This is a genomic window from Micromonospora sp. D93 (assembly GCF_018070365.1).
Classification (GTDB): Bacteria; Actinomycetota; Actinomycetes; order Mycobacteriales; family Micromonosporaceae; genus Micromonospora; species Micromonospora ureilytica.
The window spans coordinates 60,814-80,875 of record NZ_JAGPXW010000015.1 but is presented as its reverse complement, the minus strand read 5'-3'; the positions used below and the strand labels follow the sequence as shown (position 1 = coordinate 80,875).

General features: G+C 65.7%; 12 protein-coding genes and 1 pseudogene. 6 read left to right on the top strand and 7 right to left on the bottom strand.

What is annotated here, in order from left to right:
* Positions 1–7: 7 nt before the first annotated feature.
* The 5 genes from KBX71_RS18500 to KBX71_RS18480 form a co-directional block, all read right to left on the bottom strand.
* A complete protein-coding gene (locus tag KBX71_RS18500) occupies positions 8–1,300 on the bottom strand; it encodes a lanthionine synthetase C family protein (RefSeq protein ID WP_210819253.1) in 1,293 nt (430 codons plus the stop codon).
* Positions 1,297–4,407, bottom strand: a complete 3,111-nt coding sequence (locus KBX71_RS18495; RefSeq protein ID WP_307847157.1) for a lantibiotic dehydratase — start codon at positions 4,405–4,407, stop codon at positions 1,297–1,299. Before KBX71_RS18495 ends, KBX71_RS18500 begins: the two co-directional genes overlap by 4 nt.
* Positions 4,408–4,488: 81 nt before the next feature.
* Positions 4,489–4,647, bottom strand: a complete 159-nt coding sequence (locus KBX71_RS18490) for an FxLD family lanthipeptide (protein WP_210819252.1) — start codon at positions 4,645–4,647, stop codon at positions 4,489–4,491.
* 109 nt (positions 4,648–4,756) lie between these two features.
* A complete protein-coding gene (locus KBX71_RS18485) occupies positions 4,757–5,089 on the bottom strand; it encodes a hypothetical protein (protein WP_210819251.1) in 333 nt (110 codons plus the stop codon).
* On the bottom strand, positions 5,086–5,331 hold the full coding sequence (locus KBX71_RS18480) for a hypothetical protein (RefSeq protein ID WP_210819250.1): 246 nt from the start codon (positions 5,329–5,331) through the stop codon (positions 5,086–5,088). Before KBX71_RS18480 ends, KBX71_RS18485 begins: the two co-directional genes overlap by 4 nt.
* 526 nt (positions 5,332–5,857) lie before the next feature.
* Between KBX71_RS18480 and KBX71_RS18475 the strand changes: the two genes are divergently transcribed.
* Together KBX71_RS18475 and KBX71_RS18470 are read left to right on the top strand one after the other, a co-directional pair.
* Positions 5,858–7,231 (top strand): tetratricopeptide repeat protein, encoded by a 1,374-nt coding sequence (locus KBX71_RS18475; protein ID WP_210819249.1) that lies wholly within the window; start codon positions 5,858–5,860, stop codon positions 7,229–7,231.
* Entirely contained in the window at positions 7,231–8,205 is a 975-nt protein-coding gene (locus tag KBX71_RS18470) for an aminoglycoside phosphotransferase family protein (protein ID WP_210819248.1), read from the top strand. Before KBX71_RS18475 ends, KBX71_RS18470 begins: the two co-directional genes overlap by 1 nt.
* 435 nt (positions 8,206–8,640) lie before the next feature.
* Here KBX71_RS18470 and KBX71_RS18465 read toward each other — a convergent pair whose 3' ends face one another.
* Both KBX71_RS18465 and KBX71_RS18460 read right to left on the bottom strand, forming a co-directional pair.
* Positions 8,641–9,906, bottom strand: a complete 1,266-nt coding sequence (locus KBX71_RS18465) for a restriction endonuclease subunit S (RefSeq protein WP_210819247.1) — start codon at positions 9,904–9,906, stop codon at positions 8,641–8,643.
* Positions 9,907–10,001: 95 nt separating this feature from the next.
* A complete protein-coding gene (locus tag KBX71_RS18460) occupies positions 10,002–12,431 on the bottom strand; it encodes an N-6 DNA methylase (protein ID WP_210819246.1) in 2,430 nt (809 codons plus the stop codon).
* Between the two features lie 723 nt (positions 12,432–13,154).
* Between KBX71_RS18460 and KBX71_RS34835 the strand changes: the two are divergent.
* The 4 genes and pseudogenes from KBX71_RS34835 to KBX71_RS18445 form a co-directional block, all read left to right on the top strand.
* Positions 13,155–13,271, top strand: a pseudogene (locus KBX71_RS34835) (transposase); the annotation flags it as partial.
* A 175-nt stretch (positions 13,272–13,446) separates the two neighbouring features.
* Complete coding sequence (locus KBX71_RS33810; RefSeq protein WP_210819245.1) at positions 13,447–15,543, top strand: AIPR family protein; 2,097 nt, start codon at positions 13,447–13,449, stop codon at positions 15,541–15,543.
* A gap of 591 nt (positions 15,544–16,134) precedes the next feature.
* A complete protein-coding gene (locus KBX71_RS18450) occupies positions 16,135–18,093 on the top strand; it encodes an ATP-dependent endonuclease (protein WP_210819244.1) in 1,959 nt (652 codons plus the stop codon).
* A complete protein-coding gene (locus KBX71_RS18445) occupies positions 18,090–19,979 on the top strand; it encodes a UvrD-helicase domain-containing protein (RefSeq protein ID WP_210819243.1) in 1,890 nt (629 codons plus the stop codon). Before KBX71_RS18450 ends, KBX71_RS18445 begins: the two co-directional genes overlap by 4 nt.
* Positions 19,980–20,062: the final 83 nt, after the last annotated feature.

The window sequence follows — 20,062 nt, the reverse complement described above, 5'->3', positions numbered from 1 at the left end:
GACGTCCTCACGTGAGGGGGTGGGCAGGTCGGACGGTGAGCAGGCATGAGTCCCAGGAGCTGTTCGGCGTCGACGCGGTGCTGCAGCTCAGCGCGGCCAGGGCCACTCCGGCGGCGCCGTCGAGCAACCCAGGGCCTGGCGCGTCGCCGATCAGAGCGGCAGCCGTACGCCGAGGGCCGCCACCCGCTGAGTCGATCAGGCTGAGCAGGTGGGGGACCCGGGCGTCGAGGCGGGCGGTGTTTCCAGGGACAGCGTCGGCGGCGACCCGGTGAGCGATGTGGGCCAGGCCGGCGTACCCGTGACACAGGGAGGAGTCCGTGGTCGCGGCGAGCTGGCGCGGATCGGTCAGGGCGCGGGTGAGTGTGTCTTCGGCAGCCACGCGACGGGCCGCGTCATCGGTCGCGAGAGCGGCGAGCTGCTGGGCCCGCGCGACGCCCGCGGTGCCGTAGCACCATGACGGCCGTTGGGTGCCCGGCGCCGGCGCGCGGCCGGCGCGCAGCTGCGGTCTGGTGATCCAGTACGGCCAGCTCCGGCCGGCGTCGGTCTTGCTGCGCCACCGGTCGAGCCAGGAGCAGACGGTCGCGATCGCCGCGAGTTGACCCTCAACGACGACGCCTTGGAGGGCGGCGAGTGCCAGAAGCGCCAGGGGCCCGGCGATGCCGTGGGCCATTCCGGTGTTGCCGTGCCCGCCGGGGAACCGGGCGTCGGTGCGTCCGTTGGGGCCGGTGCCGGTCCACCAGCCGGGCAGCATTTCGCCGTCGCGGTGCAGGGGAGTGGTCAGACGAACCAGATATCCGAGTACGTCGCGAAGCTCCTCCCCGCCGGAGGGTCGGCGCAGCAGGTACACCCCGATTCCGGTGAGCCCTCGGATCGCGTCGAACTCGGCAAGAGCCGGCAGCTCGCCGGCATCGATGCGAGCGTGTGCGGCGGCTACGCGGCGTCGCGTGTCGGCGGCGATCGCTGTGTCGAGGCCGTCCAGCGCGCGGGCGTACGAGCCGGGCTGGTGGGTAGCCGCGCATGCCAGGACGTGCGCCAACGCGGGTGCGCCGTGGAAGGAGTGACTGTCTGCGCCCGCCGTTACCGGGCCGCCGGTAGCGGCGGTGAGCCAGTGCCGGGCGCGTTGCCATGGTCTTAGCCCCGCCGCTGCCAGCTCCACGTGCAGCAGCGCGATGCCCGGTACGCCGAGGGCGAGCGACTGCCGCCACCAAGGTTGGTGGATCGGCAGGCTGGGATCGTCGGGATCGGCAAGTAGGTCGGCGACCGCGACGGCAAGCTCGTGGCTCTCGTACGCCAGGCTCATGACCGGCTCCGGGCGAAGTAAGCCAGGGCGGCGGCTCGGGCGAGGTAGCGGCATTGGTCCTCGTCGTCGAAGTCGATGCCGACCGCCCGGATGTAGTGCGCGTGCATGAGCGAGCCGAGAACGTCGTCGGGGGCGATGCCGTCGGTGTCTGGGCCGGGCAGGTGGGTCCGGTAGACGGCGAGGGCCACGTCTCGGGTCTTCCAGGCGTCGACGATCTCTGTGCCGCCAGCGACCGCGCGGAGGGCTGCCCAATCGCCACCGGGATGAGCGAGGCGGACGGCTTCGCCGAACAGCGTCCTGGCGACCGACTGTGGTGCCGCCGCGGGCACGTGATCGATCAGCCAGCGCATGCCGGCCTCGACGCTGTCGGTGTAGGCGACGGCGATGGCTGCGATTTGCGCGGCGACGAGCGCCTGCCGGCTGGGGCGTACGGGTTGGCGCAGCTGCGTCAGTACGGCGTGGGAGTCGGCGATGAAGACCGCTTCGGCGGCCTGCATGGCGGAGCCGGATCCCCACCGGCCGGTCTCCGGGTAGGAGGTGGCGTACTGCACCTCTCGCAGCAGGCCGCGCCGGCGTAGGTCGTCCGCCCAGGCACTGACCCGTTCGGCTGTCGGCCCGAACGCCGACGGGTCGGGTAGGGCGATCCGCAGACGCAGGTGCTGCTCCGGGTCGCGGAACCGCAGAAACCACCAGTCGGGCGGGGCGTCCCAACCGGCCAACAGCCGAGGGAGGTGTTCAGCCAAAAGCAAATCCTGGCGGCGGATGTCTCCGTACAGCTTGGCGAGCAGGATCCGTGAGGTGGCCGGTGTTTGTCCCTGGTCGCGCCCGATGACGCGAGCCGGGGTCGGTGTGGGCAGCGGTGGCCAGGGTGGTGGTTCGGTGGCGTGCAGCGCGACGATGACCTCGTGCGGACGGCCGCCGCACCACCCGAGATCCTCCGGAGTGGGTGCCTCCACCAGGACCGCTCGCGGCGCCGTGAGCAGGTGGGTACGCAGGAGGACGCGGTGCGCCGACTCGTCGAGATCCAGCGGCAGGCGTCGGTCGGCCTCGACCAGGTGCACCAGGCGCGGCAGCCGCCGGCGTGCCCGCCATTCGTCGAAGGCGTCGTCCCAGGCGTACCAGGGTTGGTGTCGGTCGGGTAGCTCGGCGGCCTCCAGGCGCCACGTAGCTGGGGCCAGGATCGCTCGTCCGTACCGCACCCGGGGGAGGAAGGGCAGCTTCGCCCGGGCGGCGGCGCCCCAATTGAAAGCCGTGACCTGCGCGCACTGGGCGCGCCCGAGGTCGATGAGGAAGCGGGCCAGCGGAGGAGTGTGGGTGCGCAGGTTCAGCGCGTGCATGCCGACGGCCTCGATCCGATGGCCGCTGTCGGGCACCGCGAGGTACATGCGTCGGCCGTCGCACCCCACCGCCAGGTCGTCGATGGTGAGCACCGATCGACTCGGCCATCGGTGCTCGGCCAGGCTGATCACCGTTGGCAGCACCCGGACGGCACGCGCGACGTGCGCGGTCGCGGGGTCGAGCGGCGGGAATGACACCTGCGTCGGTTTGGTGGCCCGGTCGCTGGCGGGTAGATCGGCCAAGCTGGCGACGAACCTTCCCGCGTCGGTCGGTCGCAGCACACTGAGGAAGCGTCCGGTGAGTCCGCCGGCGGCTCGGGACACGGAGGTGACCTCGACAGTGAATTTGCCGCGTGTCAGGTCCTTCTCGTGGGCGGCCTGCACGCGTACGCACGCTTCGAGGTGCGGAGGTAGGCGTAGCCGCCGCGGCCCCAGGTCCAACTGCTGAATCAGCGCGTCGTCGAGGACGACCTCGGTCGCGCCGTCCAGTGCCGCGCGTTGCGCCACGCTGAGCAGCACCTCGTCCCGACGGGACATTGGCGAGCGAGGCTCAGGGGCGGGGCTGCCCGGGTAGCCGTCCGGCAGGCCAATGCCGCTGTCCGGGTCAACCACCTCCCGCACCGGCACCAGCGAGCCGATCCCGTAGCGCTCGTAGAAGCGCTGGTGGTAGGCCCTCCACGCTGCGGTGCCGTACGGATGCGCGCTCAACCGGGTCAGCGCCAGCGCGGCACGTTCCACCTCCCTGGCTACCTGATCGGGGAGCGTCACCGAGGCGTCCAACCGGAGATCCACGGCGAGCGGCTCCTGCTCGGAGATCGCGAGACTCCGCATCTGCAAGGCCACCAGCCGCCGGGCCGCCGCGGCGTGGCCCGGCTGCGCTGTGTTGTGACGGTGCAGCCCCACATGGATCTCCTTCAGGGCGTCAACGACGTCAGCGACGGACGTGCCGATTCCGGCGCCGGCCTCGTCGAGCTGGCGCAGCAGGTACCCGAGCGCGTCCGGCTCGGTGCTGGGAGCGTGCAGGCTCGTGATGAGGGCGTGGTGCGCGATCAGCTGGTTGAGCATCGCCACGACGACTGCCGCCGATGCCTGCGGAAACGCGCCACCGAGCTGCGAGCTGAGGACCTCCACCCGGATCGGGTTGCGGGCTGCCTCAATGGCAGCCCGTACCGGTGCTGAATGCCGCAGGGATACCTCCGTCGCTCCCACCTCGCCGTTGAGCCCAGGACGCGGCTGGTAGGGGACGATCAGCCGGTTGTCACGCACCGTCAGCGTGTTGTTCGCGACCACCGGCAGGCGGGAGACCAGCTCCGGGCAGCGTTCGAGATGGGCGATCACATCGGTCAGCCAGCCAGCGTTTGCCCGAGCGATCGCCTGATGGGTTGTGCCCCAGCGGGTAGGCGCTGTCGAGCCGAATACGGCGGGTGCCACGCCGGCGAGCAGTCCGAACGGCGTGGGTCGACCCAGTAGACGCTGCAGGTACCGGGCGACGGCGTGGACCGTCCGCCGCGTCTCGCGTACCGAAGCAGTCTCGCCCGCACAGAGCTTGCTGACCTTCTCCGTGAGCACCGGGCTCGAGAGCGTGACCGCCTCGGCCACAGCGTCGATGGCCCAAGCCTGCCGTAGCCAGCCGACCCAGGTCGGCACGAGGTCGGGGCGAGACTCGGTCAGGTCTGGCCACGGGGGCAGGTCGACCGCCGGGTGGGCGACGGCGCGGACAAGTGCGTTGCTCATTGACCGGTAGGCGGGGGACTGAATGGAGCGGCTCACGTGATCACCTCGGTGTGACAGGGATAGCCGGCCAGCACCGACGGTTGTGGCGGTGCCAGCCGGCCTTGCAGAGCCCGTTGATCAGGCGACGTTGGTGGTGCACGCGGTGCAGGTACTGCCGCAGCCGTCGTCGGTCAGGTTGACCAGACCGGCGAGGTCCGCCACCTCCAGCAGGCTGACGTCGAGGTCGAACTCGTCGTCGTTGCCGGTCGCGCTGAGCTCCAGCGTTCCGCTTGCCATGTGTTTCTCCTTCTCGGTTCCGCAGGTCTCCCTGACCCGCCATGAAGCTCGGCTTCCGTGCCTTTGGAACGGTCGCCGCTACCGCCGTCACCGGCGGAGATTGAGAGCGTTACCTCAGGCGCATGACCACCGTCTCGTCGGTGGCAGAAACGGTCGACACCAGCTGCAGGGCTGGGGCGCTCCGGTCGCTTTCGGACCGACGATCTTGAGTAGGGGTTCCGCCAGCCATGGGTGCAGGGCTGCGATACGTGGCGATGACTCGTGCAGCCCAAAGGTTGTACTCGCACGGGAAGGGCTTGAGCTGGCGGAAGTAGACATAGCAGCCGAGACAGAAGCCGTCGTCGTCTCGATGGATGTCCAGGACGAGGCGCGCGGTCGCACGGAACTTGCTGTCCGGTGAGGCCTGCGAGGCCTGGATCCCGGCCACGCCAGCGGTCTTCACGGCGACCTCTCCTTCTCGAGGTCACCGATCTCGCCATCGATCCAGACCAGCTCGCCGCCGTGGATGCGTTCGCAATGGGCAGCTCTACTGCAGAGGGCGACCGCCTGGCTGTCGAGGCTCAGCGAGACGGCGGAACCGTCGGGCAGTTCGATACCCCACCCGATGACCACTCGGCCGTCATCGCCGTTCGGGTAACGCACCAAGGCGAAACGACGGGGAACCAGGATCTGCTCGCCGATCATGAATCGCTCCTGTCAGGCGTCGGTGTGCGATCTCGGGTGGGATGCGGCCCCTGGAAGTGGCTGTGCGCGGAGTGGTCCGCCCGGTGGTCCGGAGCGGGGGTCGCACGGGGGACGGCGCTCCCGCGCAGCACAGACCTCCGGTGTACGCGGGCTGGAAAGTTGCCGACGTCTCGGGTCAACGCCTGCGTGCTTTCCTGCCGCGCGCTGGTTCGAGGCGAGCGGGCCTCCTGCACAGCACCCACCCCGAACCCGTCCACGCCAGCCTCGTGACGGCCGTCCTCACCGACCGGAGACTCGTCCGCTCCGGTAGCCAGCCCCTGAGCGGGAACCCGGAGCTGGCGGTGGCGTCTGGCTGGCATGGCAACGACCTTGGCCGATGCCGACTGCCACCAGCTAGCCACCGGTGAGCGCCTCACGGTGGGCATCTCACCGTGAGATGGCCAGCTACGGGACGGGCGGCAGGGCGGATATGTTGCCAGGGGACGACTACTCTGCGCAGTATCCGCAGCCGGAGGAGGTGACATCCATGCAGCGGGTCGTCAGACCGCAGTGGTGGCATGAGGGCGCCTATCGCGGCGTCGCCATGCGCGTACACCTCGCCCGCCATGACATCGGAGCCGTCTTCGGCTTTCTCAAGGAACGGGGCTTCAGCTGGTCCTCGGTCGCGACCGCGACGGGCTTGGGCGCTAGCCGAGTCTCAGAGATCGCCGCAGGTCGGCGCATCGTCAACGACTACGCCGTACTGGAGCGCATCGCCGAAGGGCTGCTTATCCCGCGCCACTACATGGGGCTCGCCCTCGACGACCACGCTCATCACTACCGGCAGAGAGCGCCGATCGAGCCGGTCGGTGTCGTTGCCCCACTCGATCCTCGCGAGTTGCTCGGCGTCGTCGCGAGCATCGCGGTAGGCGCCATACCCGCCGACGTAGAGCGGTATTTGCCCAGCTCCCATGATGTCGCGGTCCCTGGTGCGGTCGGCCATGACGAGGTCGCCACCGTTCGAGCCGTGACCGCCTTTCACCGCCGGCTCGACGCTGCCGCCGGGGGAGGTCGGTGCCTGCAGTCCGCACGTGGGTACGTGGCATGGGCGACGCAACTACTGCAGGTGAGGTGCACCGAGGTGGTGGCTGCCGACCTGCACGACGCACTCGCCGAACTGCACAACCTCGTCGGCTGGGTGGCGCACGATCTCGACGATCACGACATGGCGCGCCGGCACCTCACCCAGAGCCTCGTCCTAGCCCGACGGACTGACTCGCTACCGCTGCTGGCCAACACGCTGTATCGCCTCGGGCGGGTCAGTCTGCACCAGGAACAGCCGGCGGAAGCGTTGCAACTCTTCGGCCTTGGGCAGCTCGCGGCGCAGCAAGCCGCCTGTCATGCCAGCGTCGCCATGCTGCACGCCAACACCGCTTGGGCCTACGCGCTCCTCGGCGCTGACCGCCAGGTCGTCGACAGCCTGGCCCGCGCACGACGCGAACTCGATCAGGCAGACCTGGACACCGCGCCGGCCTGGACTCACTTCGCGCTGACCGAGGCGGACGTCCATGGAATGTCCGCCGTCGTCTACTCCGCCCTGGCCCGTCACCCAGAGCATGTGCGGTACGTCGACCGTGCTGCCGAGCACTCGCATCAGGCAGTGCGGCTTCGCCGCCCGCAAGATCGTCGGTCGTTCATCTTCGACACGATCTCGGTCGCCACGGCGAGTACTCTGGCCGGTGATCTCGCAACCGCTGGCGAGTACGGGATGAAGGCGGTGGGCCTGGTGGCGGATGGGATGCGATCAGCTCGTGTGAACGATCGTCTGAATGCACTGTGGGAGCTTGCCGCGCCGCAGGCCGCGCGGGAACCGGCGCTTGCTGCTCTCGGAGGTCGGATCGCGGAGCTACAGGCGGACTGATGACTACCGCACTCAGCGATGCGGTCGCCGCTGAGCTCCATGGCCATCTGAGCGATGTCTGTGCTCAGATCGGCGTGGACGCGGATGGTGCCAGGCTCGTCAAGTACACGATGAACGCGGTGTTCGTGGCGCCGCCGTTCGTGATCCGACTTGCTGCCGGACCCCATGCTGCGACGCTCGCCCGCCGGGTGGTGTCGGTGGCGGCCTGCCTTGAGGAGGCTGGCATGCCTACCGTGCGGCTGGCCCCCGGCGTGCTGTCTCAGCCGATCTTCAGTGGGGACTGGGTTGCCACGGCATGGCAGTACGTTCCCGCCGCCGACGAGCCCAAGCCGGTCGACCTCGCTGCGCCGCTGCGTGCGCTCCACAGCCTTGACGGGCTCGATGTAGCGCTGCCGATCTGGTCGCCGATCGAGAAGTTTCGTCGGCGTCTCAACGCTGCCGCGACGCTACCACCCGAGGAAGCCGATGAGCTGGAGCGCTGGTCATGGTCAGAACTGGGGATCCCGGCAGCCGACTTGCTGCACAATCTTCACCGGCGCTGCGACGAGGCTGAAGAGGATCTCGATCGGGTCGCGTGGCGGCTGCCGCCGGGGGTCATCCACGGGGACGCGCACACGGGGAACATCCTCTTGCCGGCACCAAATGACGGTGCGATCGCTTGCTCGGAGCCTCTGCTCTGCGACTTGGACGGGATCTGCATCGGCCCGCGGGAGTGGGATCTCGTGCCGACAGCCCACGGTGCTACCCGGTTCGGGCGCTCAGCCGCGGAGTATCGGGGGTTTGTCGACGCCTACGGGGTCGACATCACTGTCTGGGCGGGTTGGTCGGTCCTGCGCCGCGTTCGAGAGCTGCAGCTGGTTACCAGCACCATCGACGCCCTTGCTGGCCGACCCGACGTAGCCCGCGAACTGGCTCACAGACTTCGATCGCTCTTCTCGGACGATCTCAAGGCCACGTGGCGTCGGTATCGGTAGAGCTTGGGTGGCTGACCACCGGCGCGGCAGATCTTCGCGATCGCCGAACGGTGGCAGGCCGCTTGACAGCGACACTGTGTGCATCAACGGCCACGCGGAGACGTACTCCTCGGCAACGACGACGCGTTGCCACGCCTCGACCTGGACGATGCCATCCACCTGGCGCTGCTGCGCGGTCACCTTGATAGGCACAGACGGCTCCGCGGCCCCCGCGCACGCGGCACCACTGCTCCCCGCGCACACGGGCACAGTGGTCGGCCCACCTTCGCCGTCTTCTCCAGCCAAGGATCGCCCCCGCGTCAGCGGCAAGTTGCCTATGAACTACCGGGACATTGTTCGGGTTCTGCCAGATTGGTGCAAGGCCGAATCATCGTGCACCCGTGCCCGAAGCGCCGGCACATGACACGTCGGCGGGCATGCTCACTCGGGCCTTCGTCACGGAGACGAGCTTAATGCCGAGATAAGGTCGGTTTCGGCCTGCTTCCGCAGTCGTCCCGCGTCAATGAGAGCCGCATGAGCCTCAGCGAGGCCCTCTCGCAAGTCGGCGATGAGCCGAGCTTGATCTCCTATCGGCGGAACGGGGACGGGTGCGGTCGCGAGGACACTGACGGGGATCGTGTATAGCGTGCCGCTGGTCGTGCGGGCCCGGGCTCGGACGTGAGATCCACCCGGTGGGGAGTTGAACCAGGCTTCCACGTACTCAGGCAACAGGTCCGATGTGACCAAACGGGCCCGGATTACGTGGTTCTGGTGGATACACAGAGGAATCTGTCCGTCCCACCGTGCGCAGCGTCCAACTTCCTCAAGCGAGTTGGCTTCAAGGAACAGTAGGTCGTGGCGCTCCAGTGCGAGCCGGGCGACGGTGTCGGCGCTAACGTTCATCGTCTTCACGTGGGCTAGGTCGAGATAGCCGCGTTGAACATTGGCGACCCGGAGGTAGGGCACGTCCTGCCCTCCGGTGTTCGACCGCTGCAACTGGACGCCAAGCCGTACGTCGGCGACCGCGTCGAGGCGAACCAGCGGATACGGACTGGTGGTCCCGACGGGAGTGACGTCGGTATCCCAGCGGTCGAGCGCGGAAAACCGGGTCACGGTTACCATGCCTGCAGTCGCGGCTGCCGCCGGTTCGTGGATCAGGTGTGAGCCGAAGCGATCCCACGCGGCGCGAGTGAGAGCGGCCGACTTTCGCTTAGCCTCTCCGGCGCGCTGCAGCGTCTGCCGGTGGGCGGCGACGATTTGCCGCTGGACGTTGATCGGCGGAAGGGGGATCGGAGCGTTCGCGAGCTTGCCGGCGCCGATATGCCAAAGAGATCCAGATGTGGTAGTAGCGTGGCGACGGATGTACCCGTTTCCGGCGCTAGTATTAAACCACAACATGACGAAGTCTCGATCAAGCCGGTCGGTGGCTAGTCGAACCCTGATGAGGGCGTTCTGAATGATTGTCGGGTTGTCCCCATGCCACGCAGCGACCCGACCAACCTCCTCTAGAGAATTCCCTTCGACGAATAGGAGATCACCCCCGATCAACTGGAGACGTTCGGCTTGCTCCTTTGTAACGAACATCGTCTTAACATTCTTCAGATCGAGAAATCCGCGCTGGACGTTAGCGGCCCGAAGATAGGGCAGTCTGATGCCGTCCGTGATCCTGCTTTGGAGTTGCGTGCCGAGGCGGATATCGGCAACATCCTTCAGAACTGTCATCGGCCAGCACCATTTGTGACCCGATGGAGAGCCGCCGAAGCCAGGATCCCACCGGTCGAGCTCGGCGAAGCGTACGACGCTTGTCATCGTGGCGGTCACCAGGTGCCCTCAGGAAGGTTCTCCGCATTGAACTGCTGCCAGGCAGTGAGGATGGCTGGAAGGTCGTTGGGCACGTTGTCCCCGGTTTCTCCTGTGGCGGTGATCCCGACTGCCTTCGGCGTCGCGGTGAATACCGGGTAGTCGAATGCCTGGCGGACGTGCTGCCACATGCTGGTCGTCTGCTGCTCATCGAGATCCTTCAGCGCTGCCCGCAACGACGCCAGGGACTTCGTCAGGCCGGGGACCTTGGCAGCACGGTCGGTGTATGCCTTCTTCAAATCTCGCGTGGCTGTGGTCGCGCTGCCGTGCCAGATGGGGCTCCGCAGCGTGGTGGTGGGCGCGGCTCGGACAAGGCCCTCCTTCCGCGTCCGTGTGGGCTCCGGAAGAACTCGCGTGACTCCGAGTGCAAAGAGCAGGTCGAGCAGTTCGCGAAGCTCGGTGTCGTCGCTGTGTAGCAGCGCGTCGGAAGCGTTGCTCAGCAGTCCATCGCGCCGAGGCCCGAACTCATGCTCGGTGGCTTCGAAGGCGTCAGTCCAGCACTGTTCCCACCGCTGGGCGTCTTCCTCGGTGAATTTTTGCATGAACACGACCGAGGCCGTGACAGAGGCGCCTGAGAACTTGAAGGTCTCCGGCGCCAAAGCGACGACGGCTCGGAGGAGCGCCTTCCCCTCGGCCCAGCGGCGTAGCCACGCCTGCGACGATGCGTTCAGGTTTCCGTTGGGCAGGACGATGCCCAGTCGCCCTCCCGGCTCGAGCAAGCGGAGGCATCGTTCGAGGAACATCTGCTCCGTCTTGCGGGACGTGGTGCCCGTGCCGATCTCGAACTGGTCGAGGACCTTCTGTCCGCGAGAGTTGACTACACGATTGTGCGCATCCAGCCAGTCCTTGCCGTAACGCTGCTGCTGGCGCCGGCGGTAGTCAAGGTCGTCTGGCACATTCGTCTCCGGGCCGGAACCGATGCGCTGTGAGGAGGTGACGGTGGCACCGAAGGGTGGGTTGGTGACAACGACGCGGAACCGGCCCTCGAAGATCCCGTTGATGTCCACTAAGCCGTCGTGCCAGTGAATCCCGCCATGCCCGTCGCCATGCATGATCATGTTCATCTTGGCAGTGCGAGCGGCTCGCGGTTCCTTATCGGTGCCATAGATGCACTGCCAGGCGAGCTGGCCGACGCGGGTATCCGTCGGACCGCCGTCCGTTCTGCTCGGGGCGAGTTGCCTGTTCAGCTCTTCCACGGCGGATTCGATGCGCTTGTCACGTTCGTCGAGAGCTGCGTCATCGGCGTCATCGGGGTACTCCCCAGTGATCGTGTCGATGAGCTGTTGCCGTTCGGCGGCGATGTCCGCGGAGATCTGGTCACGGACATGGTCGAACACCCGGATGAGGAACCCGCCGGAGCCGGCGGCTGGGTCGCAGATGACCTCACCCTCCTTCGGGTTGAGGACACTGACGATAAATTCCACGACCGGGCGGGGTGTGAAGAACTGGCCGAGCTCACCACGGAATGTGCGCCCAAGGAACCTCTCGAACGCGATTCCTTTTATGTCCTCGCCGGTTTTCGAGAGGTTAAAACGTTCGAGCTTGGCGACCAGGTCGCGGAAAGTGTCCGCCGAGATGTCCAGGCGGTCGTCTTTCGCGAATAGGTCGTCAGCCGAATAGGCTTCCTTCGTCTGGTCGAACATCTGCTCGTGCAGAGCGAGCCTCGGATTATTAAGGAACCGCGCTGCGTCGGCAAGGTACTTCGTCGTGAACGTATCGTGCGTCCTTGTCCGTTCCACATGGAGCTTGATGAAAAGCACCTTTGAGATTGTGTCGAAAGCGCGATCGGGAGTCATCGCATGATTGTCCCGCAGTAGGCTATGGCATTCGAAAAGCACCCGCTGGAATTGTTCGCGGTCGAATACCTCAAGCCGGTTAACCAACGCATTGAGGCGCTTCTCGTCTTCGATGTCGACCAACTTTGGCCAGTCGTTGATCTGACGGGCGCGCCCCGGTATGCCCTTGGTCAATTCGAAGACGACGTGGTTGCTGGCGTTAGCGAGAACAAGAAACCGCGCCCCAGCCGACCGCGCGTAAGATTCGCCCTGCCAGAAGTCGGCCGGCCGAACCACGCCCGCACCGGCCTTGGTCTCAACGACTAATACTGGCTCGCAGCCGGCCTGTTTTTCGGCCGGGTTACGCCACACCACGATGTCAGCACGCGGAGAGCGCCGGCCTGAATACGTGCGACGCTCCTGATCCATCTGCCTCAGCGAAAACCCGCCGTCGATGTGGAGACGTCGAATCCACTGCTGCCGTACAAGTTCCTCCGGCTTGTGTGACACATCCACCCAACCACGCAGCGGGGCCCATGCCATGGATCCTTCTTGATGAATCCCTTCTGCGGGAAACGGCGTGCTGGGGGTGCTGAGGAGCGGGCCTGTCATGCCGAGAAGGCTAACGGCTCCCGCTCGCGGGACGGTGCACCCCCTCGCCGCCCGCGCCAACCTGCATGACCAGCCGGGCCGGGGCGGGGAGCGAGCTAGGAGCATGCGGTGCCATCGCGCACTTGAGCGGTACTCCGCCCATCGATGGTCAGGCAGGGTTGTCAGGTGGAGTTCTCGCTTCACGGACTGCATCCGGGCTGCGGAGAATGATCGACATAGCAACTATGCCGCTTACGGACGTCTCGTCGATGCCGAGTCACCCTAAGTGATCTTGAAACTGCGATGCTGGTTGCGTTGGGCGCACGCTCAACCTCCGCTGCATCATCGACGCGGTGAACAGCGTTGACGTGATGCCATTCGCCGACAGCGGCCCCCGGCGCGCTGGAGGCTGCCTACGAACGCTGTTCAAGCGGCGGCGCGCTTCCGGCGAAGCGGTCACGATTGCAGACGACGGTCAAGTTTTCGCACACGAGCTCGTGCTCATGGCGAACGAGCCACCGCCACGCTCAAGACTTAGAAGATCCTGGCCAAGCTGCGCTGATGCCCACGCCGCGTCCTGCACCACGTCGAAGCGAAGCGCAACCCCGGAGCAACGTGCCTCATAGATCGTCGAAGTGCCCTACGCCCTCCGCCGGCACTGTCAGTTTAGTGCGTGTTTGAGAAGGTAGAATGTGGACGAAGTGGCGGCGTGACGATGGCCGCCGGGGCGGGCAGGGTGTCCGGGTGTCGTCGCCTCGTCGTGGTTACCCGTCGGACCTGACCGATGCCCAGTGGGCGTTGATCGAAGGGTTGTTGCCGGAGCCCAGCACGGACGGGCGGCGGGAGAAACACCCTCTTAGGGCCGCTTCGGGCGGTGAGTCTCCGTAGACCTCTTCATGTCAGGTGTCATCTTGCAGGTGCCGCCACCGCCGGGCCCGCGCGTAGGATGACGCCGTCCATTTTGATCTCGAGTACCGGGGGCGTAAGGGGTGGGGGACGTTTGAGCTCGGTCAGGCGTAGGTCTGGTCATGTGGACGTGGCTGTCCAGGTGCGGCAAGTGGAAGCGGCTCTTCGGTCAGTTTATGTGGAGTCCGGTCTTCTTGACCTCAGTGATCTCGAGGACAAGCCTGAGGAGGAGCGCACGCCTCGCGAGCTTTCGCGAGCGCTTGCGGCGCAGGCGGTGCGGATCGTGACGGGTTGGAGCCCAAGGGACGCGGCTGCTTCGGTCATCGATGGCGATGCGGATCAGGGCATTGACGCGATCGCCGTGATCGAGGGCACCAATCCCCACATCTTCCTCGTTCAGGCGAAATGGAGCAAGAACGGAAACGCCAAGTCCGAACGGTCCGCGGTGATGGAGTTGCTCGCCGGACTTCGGCTTATTGACGACGAGGACTTTACTCCATTCAACTTCCGCGGCCGTCCCCTCGCCGAGCTGGCGAAGACCGTCATGTCCCAAGGGCCGGTTGCCGTGACGCAGGTGATCGTGCTGATGCGTGCCGAGCCGGTAACCGCCGGCTTCTTAGCCGCCATCGAAGGCGGGGAGGACGAGTTCAATCGTCATGGCAGCGTGTTGGGCAACCGTATCATTCTGTGCGCCGAGGTATGGACCTCCGTGCGTGAGGACATGGTGCCGCGACCCGTCGATTTGGAAGCGGAGCTGTTTCCGTGGTTCCCCATCACCGTGCCCTACGAGTCCTATCAAGGTGTGGTTCAGGCGGACCAGGTCGCCGATTGGGTCGTACACGGTTCCGGTCTCTTTAATCTAAACATTCGCAACCCTCTTGGTCGTACGCCCATTAACAATGAGATGATCGAGACGCTGATCGGCGAGCCTGCAAACTTCTGGTACTTCAACAATGGAGTCACGATTCTTTGTGAATCGGTTGAACGCGTTCAGCAATCGATGCGTTCGCCACAGTCTCGCCCGCTGCGGCTGACGTTGAAGAACGCAAGCGTGGTGAACGGTGCCCAGACAGTCAGGTCGGTAGCGGAAGCTCTCGAGACCGACGAGGACGCCGCCTCGGCGCAGGTGGGCGTACGTATCATCGTGACTGGCAAGGCTGTTGAATTTGCAAAGCAGGCCACCCAAGCGACCAACCGGCAGAATAGAGTCGAGTCTCGAGACTTCATTGCGCTAGACCCAGTGCAGGCGGCGATTCTAGAGGAAATGCGCGCCGAATTAGGGCTCGACTATAGCGTTCGCCGTGGCGAACTCGAGCCGGAGCCCGACACCGGGTGTTCCGTAGTGGAAGCTGCCTGTGCCCTCGCTTGCGCTCATCCTGACAGCCAATATGCGGCCCGCATGTCGACGACCCTCGACGTGCTGTGGGAACGAGGCGCGCAAGGAATTTACGATATTCTCTTCCGGCCACAGCCGGGGGTTTACCTCCTCTGGAATGCGGTTCAAATCCTACGCCAAGTGCGCCGGACACTGCACGACCTGCGGCCCCGTTACGAGGGCCGCGGTGCCGCGTTGGCAGACCACGGTGTTTATCTACTGACCCATCTGGTCTTCCAGCAACTCGACACCGAAGCCATCGACGAGCCGGATCCCCGGCTCGAATGGGCTGCACAGGCATGTAGTCAAGTCGGATCCCTAGTGGAGACACTGCTGCCGACGGTTGCTGCGGTGATCGATGCTCTCTATTCGGACCGCTCTCAGATCCGATCAGTCTGCGCGGATGTCGACCGCTGCCGCGAATTGACCGAGAAGGTGCTTACCGGCGCAGGGGCGGAGGACAGCACGGTCCGCGCCAAGTACCGGCGCGTACCACCCACTAAACGCAAGCGCCGTCCTAACGCGGTCTCTGTCATCATCGACCGAGGTCTCCTGGACGAAGGCGCGGCACTAACACTGGTTACCCCGTTGGCCGCTGAAATCGAGGCCACGCGGGACTGGTTGGCCGCAGACCCTCGACGAGCGCGGGGCACATGGGTATCGCATCGTTCCAGGCCGATCTTGTGGTCAGCGGACGGCCAGCAATACTCACCATCGGGCCTAATCATGAAGATCTGGGAGCAGGCTGGCTGGGAAAAACACCCGGTTGCCGTCCAAGGAACTGCACGTTGGACTGTGGAGTCGGGCGAGACGCTCACTGACCTAGCCTGGCGTGACCTCCTAGATCAGTGAAGGTCTCTGCGGCTCCCGAGCGATGCCAGGGCCATGACGATCGTGTGGGTGGTCGGTCCCGTCGGGTACGGAGCGATTCGCCACTACGCCGCTTCGCCCTGCTCGCCGCCGAAGTACCTGGTCCAAGCGCGCCATAAATCAGCGCTAGGCATGCGGACCGAGTGCAGTGTCGGCTCCGCCTGCTGCGTCGCTGACCACATGGTGCTGTCGTCGATCGCCGCGGGTTGACGACTGGGGTCGGTATAGGCCTGGCCATGGGGCGTACCCAGACGCGGATAACAGGATGAGGCGGGGTCGCCGCACGCCGCGTTACTCTGTCCGCCGCTAGTGCAAACGGACCAGGCGCTCCGGGCGCGGGCGACGGCACGGGGGTCTCTCGTCAGAGTGGTGTCACGACGATTCCCCGAAGCAACACTTCCCGGCAGGGTCTGTCGCCGAGGTGTACTCACGGCCGTCGGAGCTTAGGAGCGTTCCGGTCCCCCTTCGTCTCAGAGGAGGACTGTGGAGATCGCCTGCGCGAAGACCTCCAGTAATCACCCAATCTGCCGCCCACATGAAACCGGCATCGCTCCAGGCCTCGGGCGGTAGATCGTGCGCATCAGCCGACTCGCCATCAGGAACTTCCGGAACTTCCGAGACCTCGTCATCGACCCGTTCCCCGACAACGCTGTCATCGTTGGCGAGAATGGCATCGGCAAATCGAACCTGCTGCACGCGCTGCGACTGCTCCTCGACCCGGATCTGCCGTACAGCGCCCGAAAGCTGCGGGCGGAGGACATCTGCGAGTTCAGTGACCGGAGCCTCGCCGACGGGGTCGAGGTGCGCATCGAGGTCGACCTGGTCGACATCGACGAGAGCATCGGCGAGGATGGGACATGCGACGGTTGCTTCGTCAACCTGAACCCCTTGACAGCCCGCCTCACGTACGTTTTCCGGCCGCGACTCGGCCTTGCCGGCGCAATCGAGCCACTCGGCCGGGACGACTACGAAATCAGGATCTTCGGTGGCTCAAACGAGCAAGACGCGCCGCGGCGATTCAGCGACGACGTGTCATTGACGGTCCTTCCGCCACTGCGGGATGCCGTCAACGAGTTATCGCGTTGGCGCGGTTCGCCGCTACAGGACCTTCTTGAGGCCCGCCCACCATCGCGGTCGGCGCTGGACACTGCCGCCACCGACGTGCGGGACGCGATGGACACCTTGGCTGCCGATCCTGCGATCACCGGCCTGGCCGGCGACCTGGATACCCGCCTAACCGACATGGCTGGCCCTCGGCTCGCCGTGGTGCCTACCCTCGGATTCGCCTCAAGCATCCCAGACAGACTCCTACGATCCATCCGGCTGTTCGTCGATACAAACCGAACCCGGAGCGTCGGGGAGACCTCCACCGGCAACGCCAACGTCGTCTACCTCGGCCTCCTTCTGGAACGGCTCGCCTCCCGGAAGGCACGCGATCTCATCGTGGCGGGGCTACTTGCCGTCGAAGAACCCGAGGCGCACCTCCACCCGGTGCTTCAGCGGCAACTCTTTCGCTACCTGCTGCGCAACGAGACCTCGCTCGTAGTGACCACCCACAGCCCGCACATTGCTGCGGTTACCGACCTCGAATCCCTTATTCTGCTGCGTGCCGACTCCAGCGGCGCGACGGTCGCCGCGTGCGCCGGGCACGCCAACCTGTCGAAGGATGAGGTGGCCGACCTCGAGCGTTACCTCGACGCGAACCGGGCGGAGCTGCTGTTCTGCTCGATGGCAATACTTGTCGAAGGGCCGTCCGAGACCTACCTGCTGCCCGCGATAGCGTCGACGCTCGGGTTCGACCTCGACGCACACGGTGTCATCGTCGCGGACATCTCCGGTACGAACTTTGGCCCGTATCGTCTCCTGCTCGGTCAACCTGCCCTCAACATCCCCAACGTCGTTGTCACCGATGGTGACCCAATCTCCGGCAAGAGGTACGTTGCCGCAGGCCTCACCCGAGCGGCGAAGTTCGCTTACACCCCCGCGCTCGGGCAGGAAATGACAGCCCAAGTCACCATCCTGGTGGCGGCCGGCGGCGAAACCGACCCTACCGATGTCCGCTTGGCCGCCATGAAGAGCAACGTGTTCGTCGGGGTAGACACGCTTGAACCCGACCTCGCACCGCTGCTGGCCGACGAGATGATCGCCGCATACCAAGAATTGGATGACTCGGACAGCCTGGTAGGGCAGTTCACCGCAGCCGTGGAGTCCTTCCGCGTCGGGACCAGTGACGACGAGCACCGGGCCGAACTTCTACGGCGCATCAAATCGGTAAGCAAGGGCCGCTACAGCCAGCGGCTTGCCGACCACGTCCACGGCAGCAAGCCGCAGTCCCTCCTCGGTGACCTCGAGCTATCCGACGAAGAGGAAATCAATAACCTCGACCAGGTCGAGACAGCAAACTTGCTGCTATCAGCGGGGACCTACGGCTACGTGCTCGCCGCGCTGGACCGAGCATCGTGGATGATCCGCGGTCACAGCATCCTGCAGATCCTCAACAAGCCGGAGTCCGAGCCGGAGAACCCTGAGTGAGCGTCCCGGCTGGGTTAACACGGCGCCTGACAGCGGAACTCGCTGCACTCAACGACTCTCAATTAGCAGCGGCGATCTATCCGGGCAGCCTGGTCGTCCGGGCCGGACCCGGGTCCGGCAAGACTCGAACCCTCGTCGCGAAAGCCGCGTACGCACTCGAAACGGTGATCCCGCCCCGGCGCGGACTCGCCGCCATCACCTACACGCGACACGCCGCCCAGGAGATCGCCCGCCGGCTCGATGCCCTCGACGTGCAAGCCGATGACCGCCTCGCCGCCGGAACCCTACACAGCTGGTGCCTGCGCCGTATTCTGCGCCCGTTCGGCCCGCTCGTCGGTGTCACCCCACCCGGAACTGGCGACATCATCGGCGACCAGAGCGACGAGTGGATTGGGCTCCTGCAGCAGTGCCTAGACGACGTGGCGGGCGGCGCAATCGCCGGTCATGTCAGAGTCGAGCTCTGTAGGATTCGACGCCGGATGGCTGCCGGCGTGTCCCAGGATCCACGCGACCCGCTGGTGCGCGCCGCCGTAGAGATGGAAAGGCGCATGCTGGCACGGCACTGGTACGACTTCGACCTCATGATCTCGGAGTCGCTCGCGCTGCTGCGTCGCAACCCTCGCGTCACGCAACTACTTGCAGCACGGTTTCCATTACTTATCGTTGACGAATATCAAGACCTTGGACCGGTACTCCACCAGGTCGTCATCCATCTGCGCGACCACGGCGGCGTGCAGGTCGCCGCCTTCGGCGACCCCGACCAAACCATCATGGGCTTCACAGGCGCGGACCCCGCCTACCTCCTAGAGCTAGCCGGCAGGGCCGACTTCTTCGACACGACCCTGAACATCAACTATCGATGCGGCACCGCGATCATCACCGCAAGCCACGCCACTGTCGACGGTGAACGAACGCACCAGGCTGACCCGCTGCGCAGCGATCCTGGCATCGTCGAACTGGTCTCCGTGCACGGCGCCGTACCAGATCACGCGGCGATGACGCTCATGAAGATCGACGAGCTCGTCGCTCAGGACGTCGACGAACATCACATCGCGGTGCTGTACCCGAGCAAAGGCCCCCTGCTTGACGCACTCATCGAGGCTCTAAGCAACAGCATCTATGAGTTCGTCCACGAAAATGATCAACGGTTGCCTGATGGTGACATCGTCGAATTCGTCCGCGGATGCGCAGCGCGCGCTATCGCGGGGCCGCAGCCGGTCGGCTACCCCGACGTCGGGCACGCCTCCGCGGTACCGACTATCCGGCAGATGACAGCGAACTACCGCGAACTACATGAGACCTTCGGCCAGCCGGCACCCCTCCGCCGACCCGCAAGTCGCCTCCTGTCCACTGCGCTGCGCACCATCACGCCGGATGTCAAGCTGAACAGCTGGCTTGAGCAGCTCGACACCAAGATGGGTCTCAGTGACCTTGCCGGACACAGTCCGCAGCGGCGGGACCGCAACGCAATCGCGTCACTGCAGGAAGTGGCCACACGTACAGAGTTGTCCGTGGGTGACATTGCCGGCGCCCTGCGGACCGGCAAAATAACTCTGACCACGTACCATGCAGCTAAGGGTCGGGAATGGGACTACGTCATCCTGCCTGGCCTCATCGACGGAGTGATGCCCAGGCGTCGCTTGGACAAAGCGACCTGGCAATGGCTGCCCGCTCCGGCTAATGAGTTCGAGCAATCCCGACGAGCTTTTTACGTCGGTCTGACCCGCGCCAAGCGGGCCGCCATTCTAATCGAAGGCGACCACTGGCTCAGCCCGCGCGGGATCCCGAACCGTTATGGGATCTCTCCGTTCGCCCGCATGGTCCGCACGCAGCTCGAGCCCCGCAGGGGTGGGCCGCGAGCCCGAGGTGTAGGCGAGCCGTTGTAGCACAGTCGCGTATACCCAAATTTGCCCGGAGCGCTCAGGCCTGCCCTCTACACCTTGCCCACCCCGTTGACTCCGGCGAAGCG